The 18,274-nt window shown below is 65.2% G+C and carries 17 protein-coding genes; 12 read left to right on the forward strand and 5 right to left on the reverse strand.

The genetic code is table 11. From position 1 onward, the window contains the following. The first annotated feature begins 21 nt into the window (after window positions 1-21). The 4 genes from NLM15_RS19600 to NLM15_RS19615 all read left to right on the forward strand — a co-directional run bounded on the left by NLM15_RS19600 (window position 22) and on the right by NLM15_RS19615 (window position 3,759). Window positions 22-885: a branched-chain amino acid ABC transporter permease gene (locus NLM15_RS19600; RefSeq protein ID WP_028149745.1), complete on the forward strand. Its 864-nt coding sequence runs from the start codon at window positions 22-24 to the stop codon at window positions 883-885. Window position 886: 1 nt separating this feature from the next. Then, on the forward strand, window positions 887-1,855 hold the full coding sequence (locus tag NLM15_RS19605) for a branched-chain amino acid ABC transporter permease (protein WP_254118697.1): 969 nt from the start codon (window positions 887-889) through the stop codon (window positions 1,853-1,855). 155 nt (window positions 1,856-2,010) lie between these two features. Beyond that, complete coding sequence (locus NLM15_RS19610) at window positions 2,011-2,655, forward strand: DUF47 domain-containing protein (RefSeq protein ID WP_254118698.1); 645 nt, start codon at window positions 2,011-2,013, stop codon at window positions 2,653-2,655. A 99-nt stretch (window positions 2,656-2,754) separates the two neighbouring features. Next, window positions 2,755-3,759 (forward strand): inorganic phosphate transporter, encoded by a 1,005-nt coding sequence (locus NLM15_RS19615; RefSeq protein WP_254118699.1) that lies wholly within the window; start codon window positions 2,755-2,757, stop codon window positions 3,757-3,759. On the opposite strand, the gene sugE is transcribed toward NLM15_RS19615, so the two are convergent. After that, window positions 3,752-4,066 carry a quaternary ammonium compound efflux SMR transporter SugE gene (gene sugE / locus NLM15_RS19620; protein ID WP_254118700.1) on the reverse strand — a complete coding sequence of 105 codons (315 nt, stop codon included), beginning with the start codon at window positions 4,064-4,066 and terminating at the stop codon, window positions 3,752-3,754. The two genes, NLM15_RS19615 and sugE, sit on opposite strands and share 8 nt — an antisense overlap. Before the next feature lie 157 nt (window positions 4,067-4,223). On the opposite strand from sugE, the gene NLM15_RS19625 reads away from it, so the two are divergent. From NLM15_RS19625 to NLM15_RS19660, 8 genes are all read left to right on the forward strand, one after another. Next, entirely contained in the window at window positions 4,224-5,843 is a 1,620-nt protein-coding gene (locus NLM15_RS19625) for a peptide chain release factor 3 (protein WP_254118701.1), read from the forward strand. 241 nt (window positions 5,844-6,084) lie between these two features. Next, window positions 6,085-6,663 carry a hypothetical protein gene (locus NLM15_RS19630; RefSeq protein ID WP_254124296.1) on the forward strand — a complete coding sequence of 193 codons (579 nt, stop codon included), beginning with the start codon at window positions 6,085-6,087 and terminating at the stop codon, window positions 6,661-6,663. Window positions 6,664-6,732: 69 nt separating this feature from the next. Next, window positions 6,733-7,317, forward strand: a complete 585-nt coding sequence (locus NLM15_RS19635) for an NnrU family protein (protein ID WP_254118702.1) — start codon at window positions 6,733-6,735, stop codon at window positions 7,315-7,317. 72 nt (window positions 7,318-7,389) lie between these two features. After that, window positions 7,390-8,982: a class I adenylate-forming enzyme family protein gene (locus NLM15_RS19640; RefSeq protein ID WP_254118703.1), complete on the forward strand. Its 1,593-nt coding sequence runs from the start codon at window positions 7,390-7,392 to the stop codon at window positions 8,980-8,982. Window positions 8,983-9,148: 166 nt separating this feature from the next. After that, on the forward strand, window positions 9,149-9,802 hold the full coding sequence (locus NLM15_RS19645; RefSeq protein WP_254118704.1) for a tetratricopeptide repeat protein: 654 nt from the start codon (window positions 9,149-9,151) through the stop codon (window positions 9,800-9,802). A 29-nt stretch (window positions 9,803-9,831) separates the two neighbouring features. Further along, window positions 9,832-10,377 carry a hypothetical protein gene (locus NLM15_RS19650; protein WP_254118705.1) on the forward strand — a complete coding sequence of 182 codons (546 nt, stop codon included), beginning with the start codon at window positions 9,832-9,834 and terminating at the stop codon, window positions 10,375-10,377. Between the two features lie 49 nt (window positions 10,378-10,426). Further along, window positions 10,427-11,809, forward strand: a complete 1,383-nt coding sequence (gene der / locus NLM15_RS19655) for a ribosome biogenesis GTPase Der (protein ID WP_254118706.1) — start codon at window positions 10,427-10,429, stop codon at window positions 11,807-11,809. Beyond that, window positions 11,806-13,062 carry a TCR/Tet family MFS transporter gene (locus tag NLM15_RS19660; protein WP_254118707.1) on the forward strand — a complete coding sequence of 419 codons (1,257 nt, stop codon included), beginning with the start codon at window positions 11,806-11,808 and terminating at the stop codon, window positions 13,060-13,062. Before der ends, NLM15_RS19660 begins: the two co-directional genes overlap by 4 nt. Window positions 13,063-13,229: 167 nt before the next feature. On the opposite strand, the gene NLM15_RS19665 is transcribed toward NLM15_RS19660, so the two are convergent. From NLM15_RS19665 to purF, 4 genes are all read right to left on the reverse strand, one after another. After that, a complete protein-coding gene (locus NLM15_RS19665) occupies window positions 13,230-14,456 on the reverse strand; it encodes an ABC transporter substrate-binding protein (RefSeq protein WP_254118708.1) in 1,227 nt (408 codons plus the stop codon). 167 nt (window positions 14,457-14,623) lie between these two features. Next, a complete protein-coding gene (locus NLM15_RS19670; RefSeq protein WP_254118709.1) occupies window positions 14,624-15,772 on the reverse strand; it encodes a hypothetical protein in 1,149 nt (382 codons plus the stop codon). A 91-nt stretch (window positions 15,773-15,863) separates the two neighbouring features. Further along, window positions 15,864-16,604, reverse strand: coding sequence for an SDR family NAD(P)-dependent oxidoreductase (locus tag NLM15_RS19675; RefSeq protein WP_254118710.1), 741 nt, complete (start codon window positions 16,602-16,604; stop codon window positions 15,864-15,866). Window positions 16,605-16,762: 158 nt separating this feature from the next. Next, window positions 16,763-18,274, reverse strand: a complete 1,512-nt coding sequence (gene purF / locus NLM15_RS19680) for an amidophosphoribosyltransferase (protein ID WP_254118711.1) — start codon at window positions 18,272-18,274, stop codon at window positions 16,763-16,765.

Genomic DNA, 18,274 nt, shown 5'->3' on the forward strand with positions numbered 1-18,274 from the left:
AAGGGACCGGGTGCGGGATCGATGCAGGCTCTTTACGCTCAGCTACTGGTAGGACTGATCAACGGCTCGTTCTACGCGCTGCTCAGTCTCGGGCTCGCCGTGATCTTCGGCATGCTCAACATCATCAATTTCGCCCATGGCGCGCTCTACATGATGGGTGCGTTCGTCGCCTATTTCCTGCTGAACCTCGGCGGCATCAACTACTGGTGGGCGCTGCTGCTGGCGCCCATCATCGTCGGCATCTTCGGCATGATCCTGGAACGGACCATGCTGCAATGGCTGACAGGGCTCGACCACCTCTACGGCCTGCTGCTGACCTTCGGCATCGCGCTGATCGTGCAGGGCGTGTTCCAGAACTATTTCGGTTCCTCCGGCCTGCCTTACGCCATTCCGGACCAGCTCAAGGGCGGCATGAATCTCGGCTTCATGTTCCTGCCGATCTACCGCGGCTGGGTCGTCATCTTCTCGCTGGTGGTGTGCATCGCCACCTGGTTCCTGATCGAGAAGACGCGGCTCGGTGCTTACCTGCGCGCCGCCACCGAAAACCCGACGCTGGTCCGCGCGTTCGGCATCAACGTGCCCCGCATGATCACGCTGACCTACGGGCTCGGTGTCGGACTTGCCGCGCTCGCCGGCGTGCTCTCGGCGCCGATCAACCAGGTGCGGCCGCTGATGGGCGCAGACCTCATCATCGTCGTGTTTGCGGTGGTCGTGATCGGCGGCATGGGATCGATCATGGGCTCCATCATCACCGGCTTTGCGCTCGGCGTGATCGAGGGCCTGACCAAATATTTTTACCCCGAGGCCTCCAACACCGTCGTCTTCGTGCTGATGGTGCTGGTGCTCTTGGTGAAGCCAACGGGATTGACGGGAAGGGCGGCCTGATATGACAGCCTTGACGGACGACACGCTGCCGGTAGCCCCGCGCGCCATTCGTGACGAGATGATCGTGTTCGTGGTGATGGCACTGCTGCTGGCCGCGGTGCCATTCAGCGGCATCTACCCGTTCTTCGTGATGCAGGCGCTGTGCTTCGCGCTGCTCGCCTGTGCCTTCAATCTTCTGATCGGCTACGGCGGCCTGCTGTCGTTCGGTCACGCGATGTTCCTCGGCACGGCCGGCTATTGCAGCGCGCATGCGCTGAAGGTGTGGGCGTTGCCGCCGGAGCTCGGCATCCTCGTCGGCATTGCCGCGGCTTTCGTGCTCTCGATCATCACCGGGTACATCTCGATCCGCCGCCAGGGCATCTATTTCTCGATGATCACCCTGGCGCTGTCGCAGCTCCTGTACTTCATCTACCTCCAGGCGCCGTTCACCCATGGCGAGGACGGCATCCAGGGCATTCCGCAAGGGCGCATGTTCGGCTTGTTCGATCTGTCCAAGCCGACGGTGCTTTATTACGTCGTGCTGGTCGGTTTCCTCGCCGGCTTCCTGCTGATCTACCGCATCATCAACTCGCCGTTCGGCGAAGTCCTGAAGGCGATCCGCGAGAACGAGCCGCGTGCGATCTCTCTCGGATACCGGACCGATCAATACAAGTTCCTGGCGTTCGTCCTGTCGGGCACGCTGGCGGGCTTTGCCGGCGCGCTGAAGGTGTTCGTGGCACAGAATGCCTCGCTCACCGACGTGCACTGGTCGATGTCGGGCGAAGTCGTGCTGATGACGCTGGTCGGTGGTCTCGGCACCATCTTCGGGCCCGTGATCGGCGCCTTCGCGATCATCGCGATGCAGCAGTATCTGGCGGGTTTCGGCCAGTGGGTGACGGTGATCCAGGGCTCGATCTTCGTGATCTGCGTGCTCACCTTCCGCCGCGGCGTCATCGGCGAAATCGCGCATTACTTCCGGCGATCGCTCTAAGTAGTTGATTTCAAGTCAATTTACCTAGTGCGTGAAAGCGGTGGATGATCCGGTTCCGCGGGCGTGAGATGACACGCGCGCGGATCGAAAATGGTCTATGACAGTTTTGTGACGGCCGTTCAGGCCGGGCCATTTCCAACCGGTAGTCTCTCCCCATGATGCGATGGTTTCGCGCTTTCCTGCCCAAGGAAGAACGGTTCTTCGACCTGTTCGACCGCCACGCCCAGACCGTGATCCAGGGCTCGATCGCGCTTCAAGGCATGCTCAACGGTGGCGAGGAGACGCCGGTCTACTGCCAGCGTGTCAATCAGTTCGAGAACGACGCCGACAACATCACCCGTGAGGTGCTGACGGCGGTGCGCCGCACCTTCATCACCCCTTTTGACCGCGGCGACATCAAGAATCTCATCACCTCGATGGACGATGCCATCGACCAGATGCAGCAGACCGCCAAGGCCGTGATGCTGTTCGAGGTCCGTACCTTCGAGCCGCCGATGCGGGAGATCGGCGCTCTTCTGATCGAATGCGCCAATCTGGTCGGCCGCGCGCTGCCGCTGATGCAGTCGATCGGCCCGAACGTCGCGATGCTGACCGCGATCACGGAAGAGCTGGGCAAGCTGGAGGGCCGGGTCGACGATCTCCATGACATCGGGCTGAAGGAATTGTTCCTCAAGCACCGTGACGGCAGCGCGATGGATTTCATCGTCGGCGTCGAGATCTACGACCATCTCGAGAAGGTGGCCGATCGCTTCGACGACGTCGCGAACGAGATCAACAGCATCGTCATCGAGCAGGTCTAGCGCATGATCCGGAAAAGTGTGCAGCGGCTTTCCTTCGCGACAAACGCGGAACGCGTTTGCGCGGAGATCATGCGCCGACTTTAAGGCGGGGGCCGCGCTGTGGATGCTGCGTTGGGTCTTCCCGTCCTGGTCGGACTGATCGCCGTCGCGCTGCTGTTCGACTTCCTGAACGGCCTGCACGACGCCGCCAATTCGATCGCGACCATCGTCTCGACCCGCGTGCTGCGGCCGCAATTCGCGGTATTCTGGGCCGCGTTCTTCAATTTCATCGCCTTCATGGTATTCGGGCTGCACGTCGCCCAGACCATCGGCACGGGCATCATCGACCCCGCGGTCGTCGATGCCCAGGTGATCTTCGCGGCGCTCGTCGGCGCGATCGTCTGGAACCTCGTGACCTGGGGGCTCGGCATCCCGTCCTCATCGTCGCACGCGCTGATCGGCGGCCTCGTCGGCGGCGGCATGGCCAAGGCGGGGATCTCGGCGGCGGTGTGGAGCGGCCTGTCCAAGGCGGTGCTGGCGATCGTGCTGTCGCCGCTGGTCGGCTTCCTGTTGGCCATGATGCTGGTGGCGATCGTGTCCTGGCTCTCGGTGCGTTCGACGCCGTTCGCGGTCGACCGCGCCTTCCGCATCCTGCAATTCGCCTCCGCCTCGCTGTATTCGCTGGGGCATGGCGGCAACGACGCGCAGAAGACCATGGGCATCATCGCCGTGCTGCTCTATTCGCAGGGCCATCTCGGCGGCGAATTCTCGGTGCCGTTCTGGGTGGTGCTGTCCTGCCAGGCCGCGATGGCGCTGGGTACGCTGATGGGCGGTTGGCGCATCGTCCGCACCATGGGCCTGCGCATCACGAAACTGACGCCGATGCAGGGGTTCTGTGCCGAGACCGGCGGCGCCGCGACGCTGTTCATGGCGACCTTCCTCGGCGTTCCCGTCTCGACCACGCACACCATCACCGGCGCGATCGTCGGCGTCGGCGCGGCCCGCCGCGTCTCGGCGGTGCGCTGGAACGTCGCAAGCTCGATCGTCTACGCCTGGGTGATCACCATCCCGGCCTCGGCCATCGTCGCGGCACTGACCTGGTGGGCGGTCCAGATATTCAAGTAACCAGCTTCAGCCCGATGATGCCGGCGACGATCAACCCGATGCTGGCGAGGCGGAGTGCGGTGGCGGGCTCGCCGAACAGGACAATGCCCAGCGCCGCGGTGCCGACCGCGCCGATACCGGTCCAGACGGCATAGGCGGTTCCAATGGGCAGCGATTTGAGGGCGAGGCCGAGCAGGAGCACGCTACCGGCCATGGCCGCGAGCGTAAGGACGGACGGAACGAGCCTGGAAAAGCCCTCGGTGTATTTAAGCCCGATCGCCCAGCCGACTTCCAGGAGGCCAGCGACGAACAGGATGCTCCAGGCCATGACGACCCTCCATTCAAGGCAGGGTCGTCCCCGCGGCTGATGTGCTGATGAGCAGGAAGGCCGTCCTCCCCGGGAACGATATGGGGCTGGCCGAAGGGCTCCGCAATCACCAAATGAGGCTTGATCAGGCCCATTTTCCCTGCCAAACGCTCCCGCCATGTCCGACATCGCCATATCAGCCGACTCGCCGGCCCGTTCCCCGCTTGCCACCGAAGTGGCGCGGCGGCGCACCTTCGCGATCATCTCCCACCCGGACGCGGGCAAGACCACGCTGACCGAGAAGCTGCTGCTGTTCGGCGGTGCCATCAATCTCGCCGGCCAGGTCAAGGCCAAGGGCGAGCGGCGCAACACTCGCTCGGACTGGATGAAGATCGAGCGCGAGCGCGGCATCTCGGTCGTGACCTCGGTCATGACCTTCGAGTTCGAGGGCCTCGTGTTCAACCTCCTGGACACGCCGGGCCACGAGGACTTTTCGGAGGACACCTACCGCACGCTCACGGCCGTCGATTCCGCCGTCATGGTGATCGACGCCGCCAAGGGCATCGAGGCGCGCACCCGGAAGCTGTTCGAGGTCTGCCGGCTGCGCGACATTCCGATCATCACCTTCATCAACAAGATGGACCGCGAGAGCCGCGACGTGTTCGAGCTGCTCGACGAGATCGAGAAGACGCTGGCGCTCGACACCACGCCGATGACGTGGCCGGTCGGCCGCGGCCGCGACTTCCTCGGCACCTATGACGTCGCCAATGGCGGCGTGCGCCTGCTCGAAGGCGGCGGCGCCAAGACTGGCGCGGCACAGCAGATCGAGATCGAGGAGCTGGCGAAGCTCAACGCCAATCTCGACGTCTCCGCGGTGAAGGACGAGCTCGAGCTCGTCACCGAAGCGTCGAAACCGTTCGAGCTCGGCGCATTCCGCGAGGGCCATCTGACGCCGGTCTATTTCGGCAGTGCGCTGCGTAATTTCGGCGTCGGCGACCTTCTGGAAGGTCTCGGCAAGTTCGCGCCCGAGCCGCGCGCGCAGGAGAGCGACCAGCGCAAGGTCGAGGCGACCGATCCGCGCATGAGCGCCTTCGTGTTCAAGATCCAGGCGAACATGGATCCGAACCATCGCGACCGCATCGCCTTCGCGCGACTATGCTCGGGAAAACTCAGCCGCGGCATGAAGGCCAAGCTGGTGCGTACCGGCAAGAGCATGCCGCTGTCGAGCCCGCAATTCTTCTTCGCGCAGGACCGCTCGGTGGCGGACGAGGCCTTCGCCGGCGACGTCGTCGGCATTCCCAATCACGGCACGCTGCGCATCGGCGATACGCTGACCGAGGGCGAGGATTTCACCTTCGTCGGCGTGCCGAGCTTCGCGCCGGAAATCGTCCGCCGCGTGCGTCTCACCGACGCGATGAAGGCGAAGAAGCTGAAGGAAGCGCTTCAGCAGATGTCGGAAGAGGGCGTGGTGCAGGTGTTCCGCCCGCGCGACGGCGCGCCGGCGCTGGTCGGCGTGGTCGGCGCGCTCCAGCTCGACGTGCTGAAGGCGCGGCTCGAGGCTGAATATTCGCTGCCGGTCGAGTTCGAGGTCAGCGAGTTCCAGCTGGCGCGCTGGGTGTCGTCCGAAGATCGCAAGAAGCTCGACACCTTTATCGCCGCCAACACCTCGAGCATCGCCGACGATGTCGACGGTGATCCCGTGTACCTGGCGAGGAACGAGTTCTATCTCGGCTACGCCAGGGAGCGCGCCGAGGGAATCGAGTTCACCAACGTCAAGGACGTCAAGAAAAAGGGGTAGGGCGGGATCGCTGGTAGCCACGTTCTTGGCAGCCGCACCTTCCGCTGTCATGCCCCGGCTTGACCGGGGCATCCAGTACACCGCAGCCCATCGATTGAATCAAAACCGTCACGGAGTACTGGGTCGCCCGGTCAAGCCGGGCGACGACACCGTGATTGAACGCGAGCATGTGAACGCCGCCAGGCTTGACGCGTTCATGGACGATGCCACGTTTGTCGGTGTGGCATTGCGAGTTCGCATCATGTGGCGCGGCATCCTCGTCTTTCTCTTGCTGGCAATATCGACGATCGCCGCCGACGCGCAGCGCCGCCAGATCAATCCGATCCCGTTTTCGCACGAGCCCTGCAGCGTGCTCGACGGCCGGCCCTGCACGCCGTACTATTGCAGCCCGCTCGAGCCCGGTCCCTGCATTCCCGAGATCGACTATCCCTACGGGCAGAACCTCCAGCTCACGATTCAGAGCGTGCCGGCGGAGGCCGATCGCGCCAAGTATCAGAAGCCCGATCACGATCTCGATACGATCGGCGATCTCTTCGCCGAGCTGCGCACCTGCTGGTCGCCGCCGTCGGACCATGCGCGCGCGGGCATGCAGGTGGCGGTGCGCTTCAGCTTCAACAAGGCGGGCGGCCTGATCGGTCCGCCGCGCCTGACCTATGCGACCGCGGGCGTCCCGGCCGATACGCGAACGACGTATCTGAACGCGATCAATTCATCGTTGAACGCCTGCCTGCCGCTGAAATTCACCAGCGGCCTTGGTGGCGCTCTGGCCGGGCGGCCGATCGCGATCCGCTATGTCGACAATCGCGAGCTCGGCAAGTAGCGCATCAGTTGCGACCAGCTACCAATCGATGATACCTCAGAGGCGGGGGCTGCTTGTGGGGAGGATGTCGTGGGTCTGCTGGTCATGATCCTGGGGCTGGTGCTGTTTTTCGCGGCCCATGTTTTTACGACGAAGCGCGAGGCGCGCGCGCAGGCGATCGCGAAGCTGGGCGAGGGGACCTACAAGATCCTCTATTCGGTGGTCTCGCTTGCGGGACTTGCACTGATCATCTGGGGCTTTTCCCATTATCGCAGCTCCGGCTGGATCGACGTCTGGTATCCGCCGAAGGCGATGAAGCACATCACGCTGGCACTGATGCTGCCCGCGGTCATCCTGGTGGTCGCCTCATATCTGCGCGGCCGCATCTACGCGACGCTGAAGCATCCGATGCTGGCCGGCATCAAGCTGTGGGCGGCTGCGCATCTGCTCGCCAATGGCGACCTCGGCTCCATCATCCTGTTCGGCTCGTTCCTGGGCTGGGCGGTATATGATCGCATTACGCTGAAGCATCGCACCGATGGCGGCGGCCCGCCGATTCCGGTGGGCGGCGTCACCAACGATCTGATTGCGGTGGCAGTCGGCGTCGTCGCTTATCTGGCGCTCGCCTTTGCATTCCATCCGGTCGTGATCGGCGTTCCCGTCATGGGCACCTAGCCGGTCAGCACAAGACGGAACCTGGATGCCCATGGGCGGAAGGTAGCAAGAGCAACAAGCCGAGGCATTCCGATGGACTGGTCGCAATCACTGATTCCGCCGATGCGGCTCGAGGCGCGCTTTGGCGATCGGGTGGTGCCGGCGTTCTGCGACCGGCCGGCGAGCCTGTGGGCGATGATCGCGGACGCTTGCGCCCGCAATGCCGATGGCGAAGCGCTGATCTCGGGCAATGTCCGGCTGAGCTGGCGGCAGGCCGTGGAGCAGGCTGCACGGATCGCAGCCGGTTTTCGCAAGCTCGGCCTGCAGCGCGGCGACCGCGTGGCGATCCTGCTCGGCAACCGCATCGAATTTCCGCTGCTGCTGTTTGCCGCCGCGCATGAGGGGCTGGTGACGGTGCTGCTCGGCACGCGCCAGCAGAAGCCGGAGATCGCCTATGTCCTCACCGATTGCGGTGCCAGGATCCTGATCCACGAAGCGGCGCTCGCCGAGCGGCTGCCCGATGCGATGGACGTGCCTGATGTGATCCACCGCATCGCGATCGACAGCGATCCGGCCTTATCGCGTTTCGCCGTGCTTGCCGACAATCCACCGGCACCCGCGCCGGTCGAGGTCGGCGAGGAGGACACGGCGATGATCCTCTACACTTCGGGCACGACAGGCAAACCGAAGGGCGCGATGCTCGCCCATTGCAACATCGTCCATTCCTCGATGGTGTTCGTCTCCTGCCTGCAATTGACGGACGTGGACCGCTCGATCGCGGCAGTGCCGCTCGGCCACGTCACCGGCGTCGTCGCCAACATCACGACCATGATCCGCTGCGGCGGCGCGCTGATCATCATGCCGGAGTTCAAGGCCGCGGATTATCTCAAGCTCGCCGCGCGCGAGCGCGTGACCTACACGGTGATGGTGCCGGCGATGTACAATCTCTGCCTGCTCCAGCCCGATTTCGACAGCTACGACCTGTCGAGCTGGCGCATCGGTGGCTTCGGCGGCGCGCCGATGCCGGTCGCCACGATCGAAAAGCTCAAGGCGACGATTCCCGGCCTGAAGCTGGCGAATTGCTACGGCTCGACCGAGACGACATCGCCCTCGACGATCATGCCGGGCGAATTGACGGCGAGCCATATCGACAGCGTCGGCTTGCCGTGTCCCGGTGCGCGCATCGTCGCGATGGGAGCGGATGGGCGCGAACTGCCCCATGGCGAGATCGGCGAGCTCTGGATCCAGAGCGCCTCGGTCATCAAGGGCTACTGGAACAACCCGAAGGCTACCGCCGAAAGTTTCACTGGCGGCTTCTGGCATTCCGGCGACCTCGGCTCGGTCGATGCGGAGGGGTTCGTCCGCGTGTTCGACCGGCAGAAGGACATGATCAATCGCGGCGGCCTGAAGATCTATTCGGCCGAGGTCGAGTCCGTGCTGGCCGGCCACCCGGCGGTGGTCGAGAGCGCGATCATCGCCAAGGCCTGCCCGGTGCTGGGCGAGCGCGTCCACGCCGTGGTGGTGACGCGCGCGCCGGTCACCGACGCGGCCCTGCGGGCCTGGTGCGCCGAGCAGCTGTCCGACTACAAGGTCCCCGAGACCATGGCGATCACCGCCGAGCCGCTGCCGCGCAATGCCAATGGCAAGGTGTTGAAACGGCAACTGCGGGAGCTGCTGGGAGCCTGAGCCGGGCGAGCGGTTCCCGGGCTGTCCCGGGTGGTTAACGCCTTGATCGGGCTCGCTTTGCCTTGCCACCGCCATATCGTTAGGGTACCTCGCCGCCACGCGGGGACGGGATTCCTGACGCGAACGCTCTGGCGCGCGCACCCGGACGGGCATGGGATTAGCATAAGTGTCTGAATTATTTGACGAAGTCGACGAGGAAGTACGTCGCGAACAGCTCAAGAAGCTGTGGGAGAAGTATTCGATTGTCTTCATCGCCCTGATGGTGCTGATCGTGGCCGCCGTGGGCGGCTGGCGCGGCTACCAGTATCTGGAGGGCAAGAAGGCCGCCGAGGCCGGCGCTGCCTTCGAGAAGGCCGCTGAGCTGTCCGACCAGGACAAGCACGCCGAGGCCGAGGCCGCCTTCACCGAGCTCGCCGCCAAGGCTCCCTCGGGTTATCGCACCCTGGCGCGGCTGCGCGCTGCGGCCGAGGCCGGGCCCCGCGATCCCAAGGCTGCCGCCAAGATGTTTGACGATATCGCCGCCGATCGCAGCGTCGGCGGCGAGTGGCAGGATCTGGCGAAGATTCGTGCCGCCGGCTTGCTGGTCGACAGCGCGTCCTATGCCGACATGCAGCAGCGGCTGGAGTCCTCCGCCGCCCCCAAATCCACGTTCCGCCACAGCGCCCGCGAGTTGCTGGCGCTGTCGGCTTGGCGCAACAACGACATGACCGCGGCCCGCAAATGGCTCGACGCGATCGCCGAGGACGGCGAAACGCCGCCGGGCCTGCGCTCGCGCGCCGAGGCGCTCCAGGCTCTGTTGCCGCCCGTCGCCAAAAGCTGACGGCTCTCTGACTCGAACGAGACACCAAGATGCGCCGCACGCCACGCTTGATCGCAGCCGCCGTCCTGATCGCCTTCACGGGCGTCCTGGGCGGCTGCTCCAGCTTCGATCCAAGCGATATGCTCGACTTCCTCGACACCAAGAAGAAGCTGCCGGGTGACCGCAAGCCGGTCTTCCCGGGAGGCGTGCCGGGCCTCGAGCAGGGCGTGCCGCGCGAGATGTATAAGGGCACGGCACAGCAGCCGCCGGATCCGAACGCGCCTGCCGTCGCGGCTCTGCCCACGGAGCCGCCGCCCGAGGCCAAGCCGGCCAAGGGCGCCAAGGCGAAGAACACCAGGCAGCCGTCCGCGGCCGCGCCGGCCGAGGCGCCTGCCGGTGAGGTCGATGGTGAGGCCCAGCCGGAGGCCGCGCCGCCCACAGCCGCTCCGGCGCCCAAGCAGAAGATCGTCCGCAGGCGCACCACCGCGCCGCCGCCGGATCAACCCGTCCAGCAGACGCAACCGACCCAGACCACGCAGCAGCAGTCGCAGGGTGCTTTCCCGGCGCCGATGCCGAGCGGCAGCTTCTCGCGCTAATTGTTTCATTGCATTGACAGGCGCAGCTCTCGCAGCGCACGAATGACCGATGTCCTTCACGATTGCCATCATCGGCCGACCCAATGTCGGCAAGTCGACGCTGTTCAACCGCCTGGTTGGGCAGAAGCTGGCGCTCGTCGATGACCTGCCGGGCGTCACGCGCGACCGCCGCGAGGGTGATGCCAGGCTCGGCGATCTCGAATTCACCATCATCGACACAGCCGGACTCGACGAGGGCGCCAAGGGCTCCCTGACCGCGCGCATGCAGGAGCAGACCGAGGCCGCGATCGCTCAAGCGGACGCGCTGTTCTTCGTCATCGATGCCCGCATCGGACTGACGCCCACCGATCGCGCCTTCGCCGATTTCGCCCGCAAGGCCAACAAGCCGGTGCTGCTGGTCGCCAACAAGAGCGAAGGCAAGCATGGCGATGCCGGCGCGATGGAGTCTTTTGCGCTCGGCCTCGGCGATCCCATCCAGATCTCGGCCGAGCACGGCGAGGGCATGGGCGAGCTCTATGATGCCCTTAGAGAGCTGATGCCGGAGCCCGTCGACGAAGACGAGAACGAGGACGACGCGCCGCTCTCCGAGGAGGAGGCCGCGACGCGTCCGATCCGGGTCGCCATCGTCGGCCGGCCCAATGCCGGCAAGTCGACGCTGATCAACCATCTGCTCGGCGAGGAGCGCCTGCTGACGAGCCCGGAGGCCGGCACGACGCGTGATTCCATCGCGGTCGAGATCAACTGGAAGGGCCGTGATTTTCGCGTGTTCGACACCGCAGGATTGCGGCGGCGCTCGCGTATCGAGGAGAAGCTCGAAAAGCTCTCGGTCGCCGATGCGTTGCGCGCGGTTCGCTTTGCCGAGGTCGTCGTGCTGATGATGGACACGCAGAACCGCTTTGAGGAGCAGGATCTGCGCATCGCCGATCTGATCGAGCGCGAGGGCCGCGCGGTCGTGCTCGCCGTCAACAAATGGGACCTGATGGAGACCAAGGGCGGCGGCGCGATCTCGACTCTGCGCCGCGACGCCGATCATTGGCTGCCGCAGGTCAAGGGCGTGCCGATCGTCGCCGTCTCCGGCCTGATGGGCGAGGGCATCGACCGCCTGATGCAGGCGATCCAGGACGCCTACGCGGTCTGGAACAGGCGCGTGCCGACGTCCGCGCTCAATCGCTGGTTCGAGCAGGCGGTCCAGGCCAATCCGCCGCCCGCGGTGTCCGGCCGCCGCCTGAAGCTGAACTACATCACGCAGAACAAGGCCCGTCCGCCGAGTTTTGTGCTGTTCTGCTCGCGCGCGGACGCGGTGCCGCAGTCCTATCTGCGCTACCTGACCAATTCCATGCGCGAGACGTTCGAGCTGCCGGGTACGCCGGTACGCATCACCTTGCGCGAGAAAGCCAACCCCTTCGCCCACAAGCGCAAGCGGCCGTCGTGAGCAACGATGCCGGCGAGGCGATGGCGCAGGGCGCAGCGCCGGTCCGGCGCGGTGCGGTCGCCTTCATCTTCGTCACCATCCTGCTCGACATGCTCGCACTCGGCGTGATCATGCCGATCCTGCCGAAGCTGATCGAGAGCTTCGTCGACAACGACACCGCGCATGCGGCCCGTATCTTCGGCCTGTTCGGCACCGCCTGGGCGCTGATGCAGTTCGTGTTCTCGCCGGTGCTCGGCGCGCTGTCGGATCGCTTCGGACGGCGGCCGGTGGTGCTGCTGTCGAATTTCGGGCTTGCTGCCGATTATGTGCTGATGGCGCTGGCGCCCTCGCTGGTCTGGCTGTTCGTCGGCCGCGTGATCTCGGGCATCACGTCGGCGAGCATTTCGACCGCCTTTGCCTATATCGCCGACATCACGCCGCCGGAGCGGCGCGCGGCGATCTTCGGCAGGATCGGGGCGGCCTTCGGTGCCGGCTTCATCCTCGGCCCCGCGCTTGGCGGTTTGCTCGGCGATATCGATCCACGCCTGCCGTTCTGGGCCTCGGCTGCCCTCAGCTTCGCCAATGCGCTCTATGGGCTCTTCGTCCTGCCGGAATCGCTGGCATCCGACAAGCGCGCGCCGTTCCGCTGGGCGAGCGCCAATCCGGTCGGGGCGCTGCACCTGCTGCGTTCCAACGCGGCGCTGGCCGCGATGTCGGTCGTCAACTTCATCGCGCAGGTCGCGCATGTCGTGCTGCCGTCGACCTTCGTGCTCTATGCGACCTATCGTTACGGCTGGGATTCCAAGACCGTCGGACTGACCCTCGCGATGGTCGGCATCTGCGCCATGGTGGTGCAGGGGCTCGCCATCGGTCCGATCGTGCGCGTGCTCGGCGAGCGGAACGCGCTGGTGCTCGGCCTGTGCTGTGGCGCGATCGGGTTCGTGATCTTCGGCGCTGCGCCGACCGGCCCGCTGTTCTGGATCGGCATTCCCGTGATGTCGCTGTGGGGCATCTCGGGTGCCGCCATGCAATCCTTGATGACGCGGCTGGTCGCGCCCGATCAGCAGGGCCAGTTGCAGGGCGCGACCGCGAGCGTGCAGAGCGTGTCGCAGCTCGTCGGGCCGTTCCTGTTCACGCTGACGTTTTCCTATTTCATCGGCGCCAGCGCGCCGCTGCATCTGCCCGGCGCGCCGTTCCTGCTTGCGGCGGTCTTGATGGTGGTGTGCGTGGCGATCGCGATGCGGACGCTGGTGACCACGAAGACGGTCTCGTAGGGTGGGCAAAGGCGCGTAGCGCCGTGCCCACCATTTCTCTGCGACCTCAAGAAGTGGTGGGCACGCTTCGCTTTGCCCACCCTACGACAGTCTTTTCCGAGGCCTGACGCAAATGCCCGGGACTTGCCCGGGCATCACGTCGTGGAGGTGGTGCGTGCGCTACGCGGTTACTTCTTCAGCAGCGGACATTCGCTGTCCTTGAGCGGCTTGGCCGCGTCTTCGGCCGCGATCGTGGCGATCTGCTTGTAGTAGTCCCACGGGCCCTTCGACTCCTCGGGCTTCTTCACCTCGAACAGATAGGCCGGGATGAGGCGGCGTCCGTCCGCGCGCAGCGGGCCGTTGCCGAACAGCGGATCGTCGGTCGGCAGCTCCTTCATCTTGGCGACGACCTTGGCGCCGTCATGCGGGTTGCCGCCAAGCGCTTCCATCGCCTTGAGATAGTGCAGCACCATCGCGTAGTTGCCGGCCTGGGTCATCGACGGCATCGCGTTCTTGCTGGCCAGTGCGGCGAAGCGCTTCGACCAGGCGCGGGTCTGCTCGTTCATGTCCCAGTAGAACGACTCGGTGAAGGTCAGGCCCTGCGCGGTCTTCAGCCCCAGCGAATGCACGTCGTTGATGAACAGCAGCAGCGCCGCGAGCTTCTGCCCGCCCGACACGATGCCGAATTCCGCCGCCTGCTTGATCGAGTTCGTGGTGTCACCGCCGGCATTGGCGAGGCCGACCACCTTGGCCTTGGACGATTGCGCCTGCAGCAGGAACGACGAGAAGTCCGAGCTGTTGATCGGATGCTTGACGCTGCCCAGCACCTTGCCGCCATTCGCCGTCACGACGGCCGTGGTGTCGCGTTCCAGCGCGTGGCCGAAGGCATAGTCGGCGGTAAGAAAGAACCAGGTGTCGCCGCCGGCCTTGGTCAGCGCCTTGCCGGTGCCGTTGGCCAGCATGTAGGTGTCGTAAGTATAGGAGATCGTGTTCGGCGTGCAGGCCTTGCCGGTCAAGTCGGCAGAGGCAGCGCCTGAATTCAGCAGCACCGCGTTCTTTTCCTTGACGAGGTTGCTGACCGCGAGCGCGACGCCGGAGTTCGGCGTATCGGCGATCGCATCGACCTTCTCGTTGTCGATCCACTGCCGGGCGATATTGACGCCGACGTCCGGCTTGTTCTGGTGATCGCCGCTCAGCACGTCGATCTTCCAGCCCTTCTTGAGCAGGCCGGAATCTTCGACGGCCATCTTGATTGCGACCACGGAGTTCGGGCCGCCGATGTCGGCATAAAGGCTCGACATGTCGTTCAACACGCCGATCTTGACGGTCTTGTCCTGCGCGTAGGCGGATGTTGCAAAACCGAAGGTGGCACAGGCCAGAAGGGCCGCATAGCGGCGCGCGAGCGTCGTCGTCATAAAAGGTTTCCTCCATTGTCAAATATGCGGACGGCTCTCTTGCGGAGCCTTGTTCCGGCTGATCGCTCTACCGTGTCCCACGGCCGGCGGCAATGCGCCTAAAGCCGGATGACGCTGCGTCGAAGCGTCATCCGTCGGTTAACTTTTGAGCAAAGTGTGTTGAGACGCTATTTGAGCGCGTCCGACGTCAGCTTGAATTTCTGGATGCGCTTACCGGTGTCGACCTCGGCGGTATAGACGTTACCCTTGGCGTCGATCGCCATCGCGTGCACCCAGTGGAATTGCCCGGCATTGCGGCCGTTGCGCCCGAAGCTGCCGACCACGCTGCCGTCGTCGCGCTTGATGACCCTGATCTCGTTGTTCTCGCCGTCGGCGGTGAGCAGCCAGGTCTGCTTCGGATCGGGCCAGATCGCGATATCCCATACCGCGCCGTTGCCGAGCGTGTTCTTCTCGAAGAAGAACTCCTTCACGAAGGTGCCGTCCTTCCTGAACACCTGGATGCGGTTGTTGATGCGGTCGCAGACATAGACGAGGCCGTCCTTGGCGAGCTTCACGCAGTGGACGGGATTTCCGAATTGCTGGGCGACCGGCGCCTTGGGATCGTAGGCCGCCTGCTTGCTGTCGTCTGGCTTGTTGCCATAGGCGCCCCAGTGCCGCTTGTAGGCGAGCGTCGTCGCGTCGAACACGATCACGCGGCGGTTGCCATAGCCGTCGGCGACGTAGATTTCGTTCGCATCCTTGTCGATCGCGGTTTCCGCGGGCTTGCCGAGCTGCGTCGTGTCGTTGCTGCCCAGGCTCGGTGCGATCTTGCCGATCTGCGCGACGAACTTGCCGTCGAGCGTGAACTTCAGGATGGCGTTGTCATTGTCGGCATTGCCGCCGACCCAGACGAAGCCGCGTTCGTCGACCTCGATGCCGTGCTCGCGTCCGACCCATTCATAGCCTTCGCCCGGACCGCCCCAGGACCGCAGCAGATTGCCGTCGGTGTCGAATTCGAGAACAGGCGGCGCCGAGACGCAGCACTTCGAGCGCGGCGGGCTGAGGCTCGCACCTTTCTCGTCGTCGGTGAGCGAGCGCGGGCGATGGATGACCCAGATGTGGCCCTGCCAGTCGACGGTGATGCCGCCGACCTGGCCGAGAATCCAGTTGTTCGGCAATTGCTTTGGCCAGGAAGGATCGACCGCAAAGGTCGGGATGTCGCCGGCGCTTGCCGTGCCCGGAAGCAGAAACGCGATGGCGGCGATGAGGATCGAGAAGGCGTGAGAGACGTTTGCGAGCGCACGCGTAAAGCTTGCGCGATCATGCCATGGTGCCATGGCGACCTCCCTTTTTTGGCTTGCGGCTTGCTGCCGCTTGAGCAGCGGCAGTCAAACGCGGGGAGGCACGCGAGTCAATCAGGCAAGGCAATTACGCAGGCGCGCGGAAGCTCATCAGGGTGCGGGTCTTGTAGTCGTAGAACTTGCCGGTCTCGGTCCAGCCGGGTCCGCACATCGGCACGATGAATTCGGCGACCTGCTCGGCCGTGTCGAGCGTGGCGGGGTCCTCGCCCGGCATCAGCGTGGCGCGCATGCGGGTGCGGACCGGGCCGGGATTGAACAGGTTGACACGGATCGGTGTGTTCGCGGTCTCCTGCGCCCAGGCGCGGGCCAGCGTCTCCAGCGCGGCCTTGGAGACGGCGTAGGGGCTGACATAGGCGGTCGCCTTGTTGGCGGCGCCCGAGGTGATGAACACGGCGCGGCCGGCGTCGGACTGCTTCAGCAGGGGCTCCATGCAGCGGATCAGCTGGAAGTTCGCGGAGACGTTGACCGCCATCACGTCGGTGAAGGCCTTCAGCTCGATATGACCGACCGGCGAGGAGGGGCCGAGCACGCCGGCATTGCCGACCAGGATATCGAGCTTGCCGTAGCGCTCATGGAGGCCCGCGCCGAGGCGTGCGATGCCGTCGGAATCGGTGAGATTGAGCGGCACCAGCGTGGCGCTGCCGCCGTCCTTCCGGATCTCGTCGTCGAGCTCTTCCAGCCCGCCCTGCGTGCGTGCGACCGCAACGATATGCGCGCCGGCCTTGGCCAGCGCGCGTGCCGTGGCGAAGCCGATGCCGCGCGAGGCGCCGGTGACGAGAGCGATGCGGTTGGCGAGGGGATTTGTCATGGCGGGGTTTTACAGGCGTGGATGGCCGGGACAAGCCCCCACTACGTCGTCATTCCGGGGCGGTCCGCAGGACCGAACCCGGAATCCAGACGTTTGAGGCAACACGTCGAGATCCCGGGCTCGATGCTTCGCATCGCCCCGGGATGACGGCTGTGCCGTCAGCTCGCCTCCGCCAGCAGCGACAATTGCCGCGGCTGCTGCTCGGTCTGGGTCTGGTCGGTGAGGTGGGTCGGATACGCCCCGGTGAAGCAATGATCCGAGAACTTCGGATTGGCGGGATCGCGGCCGGGCTCGCCCATGGCGCGGTACATGCCGTCGATCGACAGGAAGGCGAGCGAGTCGGCGCCGATGATCTCGCGCATCTCCTCCAGCGAATGCGTCGCGGCCAGCAGGCCGCCGCGATCCGGCAGGTCGATGCCGTAATAATCGGGATAGAGGATCGGCGGCGAGGCGAGGCGGAAATGCACTTCCTTCGCGCCCGCATCGCGCATCATGCGAACGATCTTCTTCGAGGTGGTGCCGCGCACGAGCGAGTCGTCGATCAGGATGATGCGCTTGCCCTCGATCGCGGCGCGGTTCGCCGAATGCTTCATGCGCACGCCGGACTCGCGGATCGCCTGCGTCGGCTGGATGAAGGTGCGGCCGACATAGTGGTTGCGGATGATGCCGAGCTCGAACGGCACGCCGGAATGCTGGCTGTAGCCGACCGCGGCCGGCACGCCGGAATCCGGCACCGGCACGACGACGTCGATCGGCACATGGCTCTCGCGCGCGAGCTGCGCACCAAAGGCCTTGCGCACCTCGTAGACCGAGCGGCCGTGAACGATGGAGTCCGGACGGGAGAAATAGATGTATTCGAAGATGCAGGGCCGCGGCGCCATCGGCGGGAACGGCTTGTGAATGTCCTGGCCGTTCTCGTCGAACACGATGACTTCGCCCGGTTCGATGTCGCGGATGAAGCGCGCGCCGATGATGTCGAGCGCGCAGGTCTCCGAGGTCAGGATCGGGCAACCATCGAGCTCGCCGAGCACCAGCGGACGGATGCCGCGCGGATCGCGCGCGCCGACCAGCTTCTTGTTGGTCAGCGAGACCAGCGCATAGGCGCCCTCGATCTCGCGCAGCGCGTCGATATAGCGCTCGATGAAGCGGCCGCGCTTGGAGCGTGCGACCAGGTGCAGGATCACCTCGGTGTCGGTGGTCGACTGCATCATCGCACCGTGCCGCACGAGCTCGCGACGCAGCGTCAGGCCGTTGGTGAGGTTGCCGTTGTGGGCGACCGCAAGGCCGCCGGCGTTGAGCTCGGCAAACAGCGGCTGCACGTTGCGCAGGATGGTGGCGCCGGTGGTGGAGTAACGGACATGGCCGACGGCCATATTGCCGGGCAGGCGGTCGATCACCTCGCGGCGGGAGAAGGTGTCGCCGACGAGACCGAGGCGGCGTTCGGAGTGAAAGCGGCTGCCGTCGTAGGAGACGATGCCGGCGGCTTCCTGGCCGCGGTGCTGAAGGGCGTGGAGACCGAGCGCGGTAATGGCTGCGGCGTCGGGGTGGCCGTAGATGCCGAAGACGCCGCATTCCTCGCGCAGCGTATCCCCCTCCAGGTCATCCTGTAGCTCGAGCGCGGCTGGGCCGAGATCGTGGTCAAGCTGGGCGTCCTGGTCAGGGTGTCGCAT

The sequence above is a fragment of the Bradyrhizobium sp. CCGB20 genome, from assembly GCF_024199855.1.
In the GTDB taxonomy this organism is placed as follows: Bacteria; Pseudomonadota; Alphaproteobacteria; order Rhizobiales; family Xanthobacteraceae; genus Bradyrhizobium.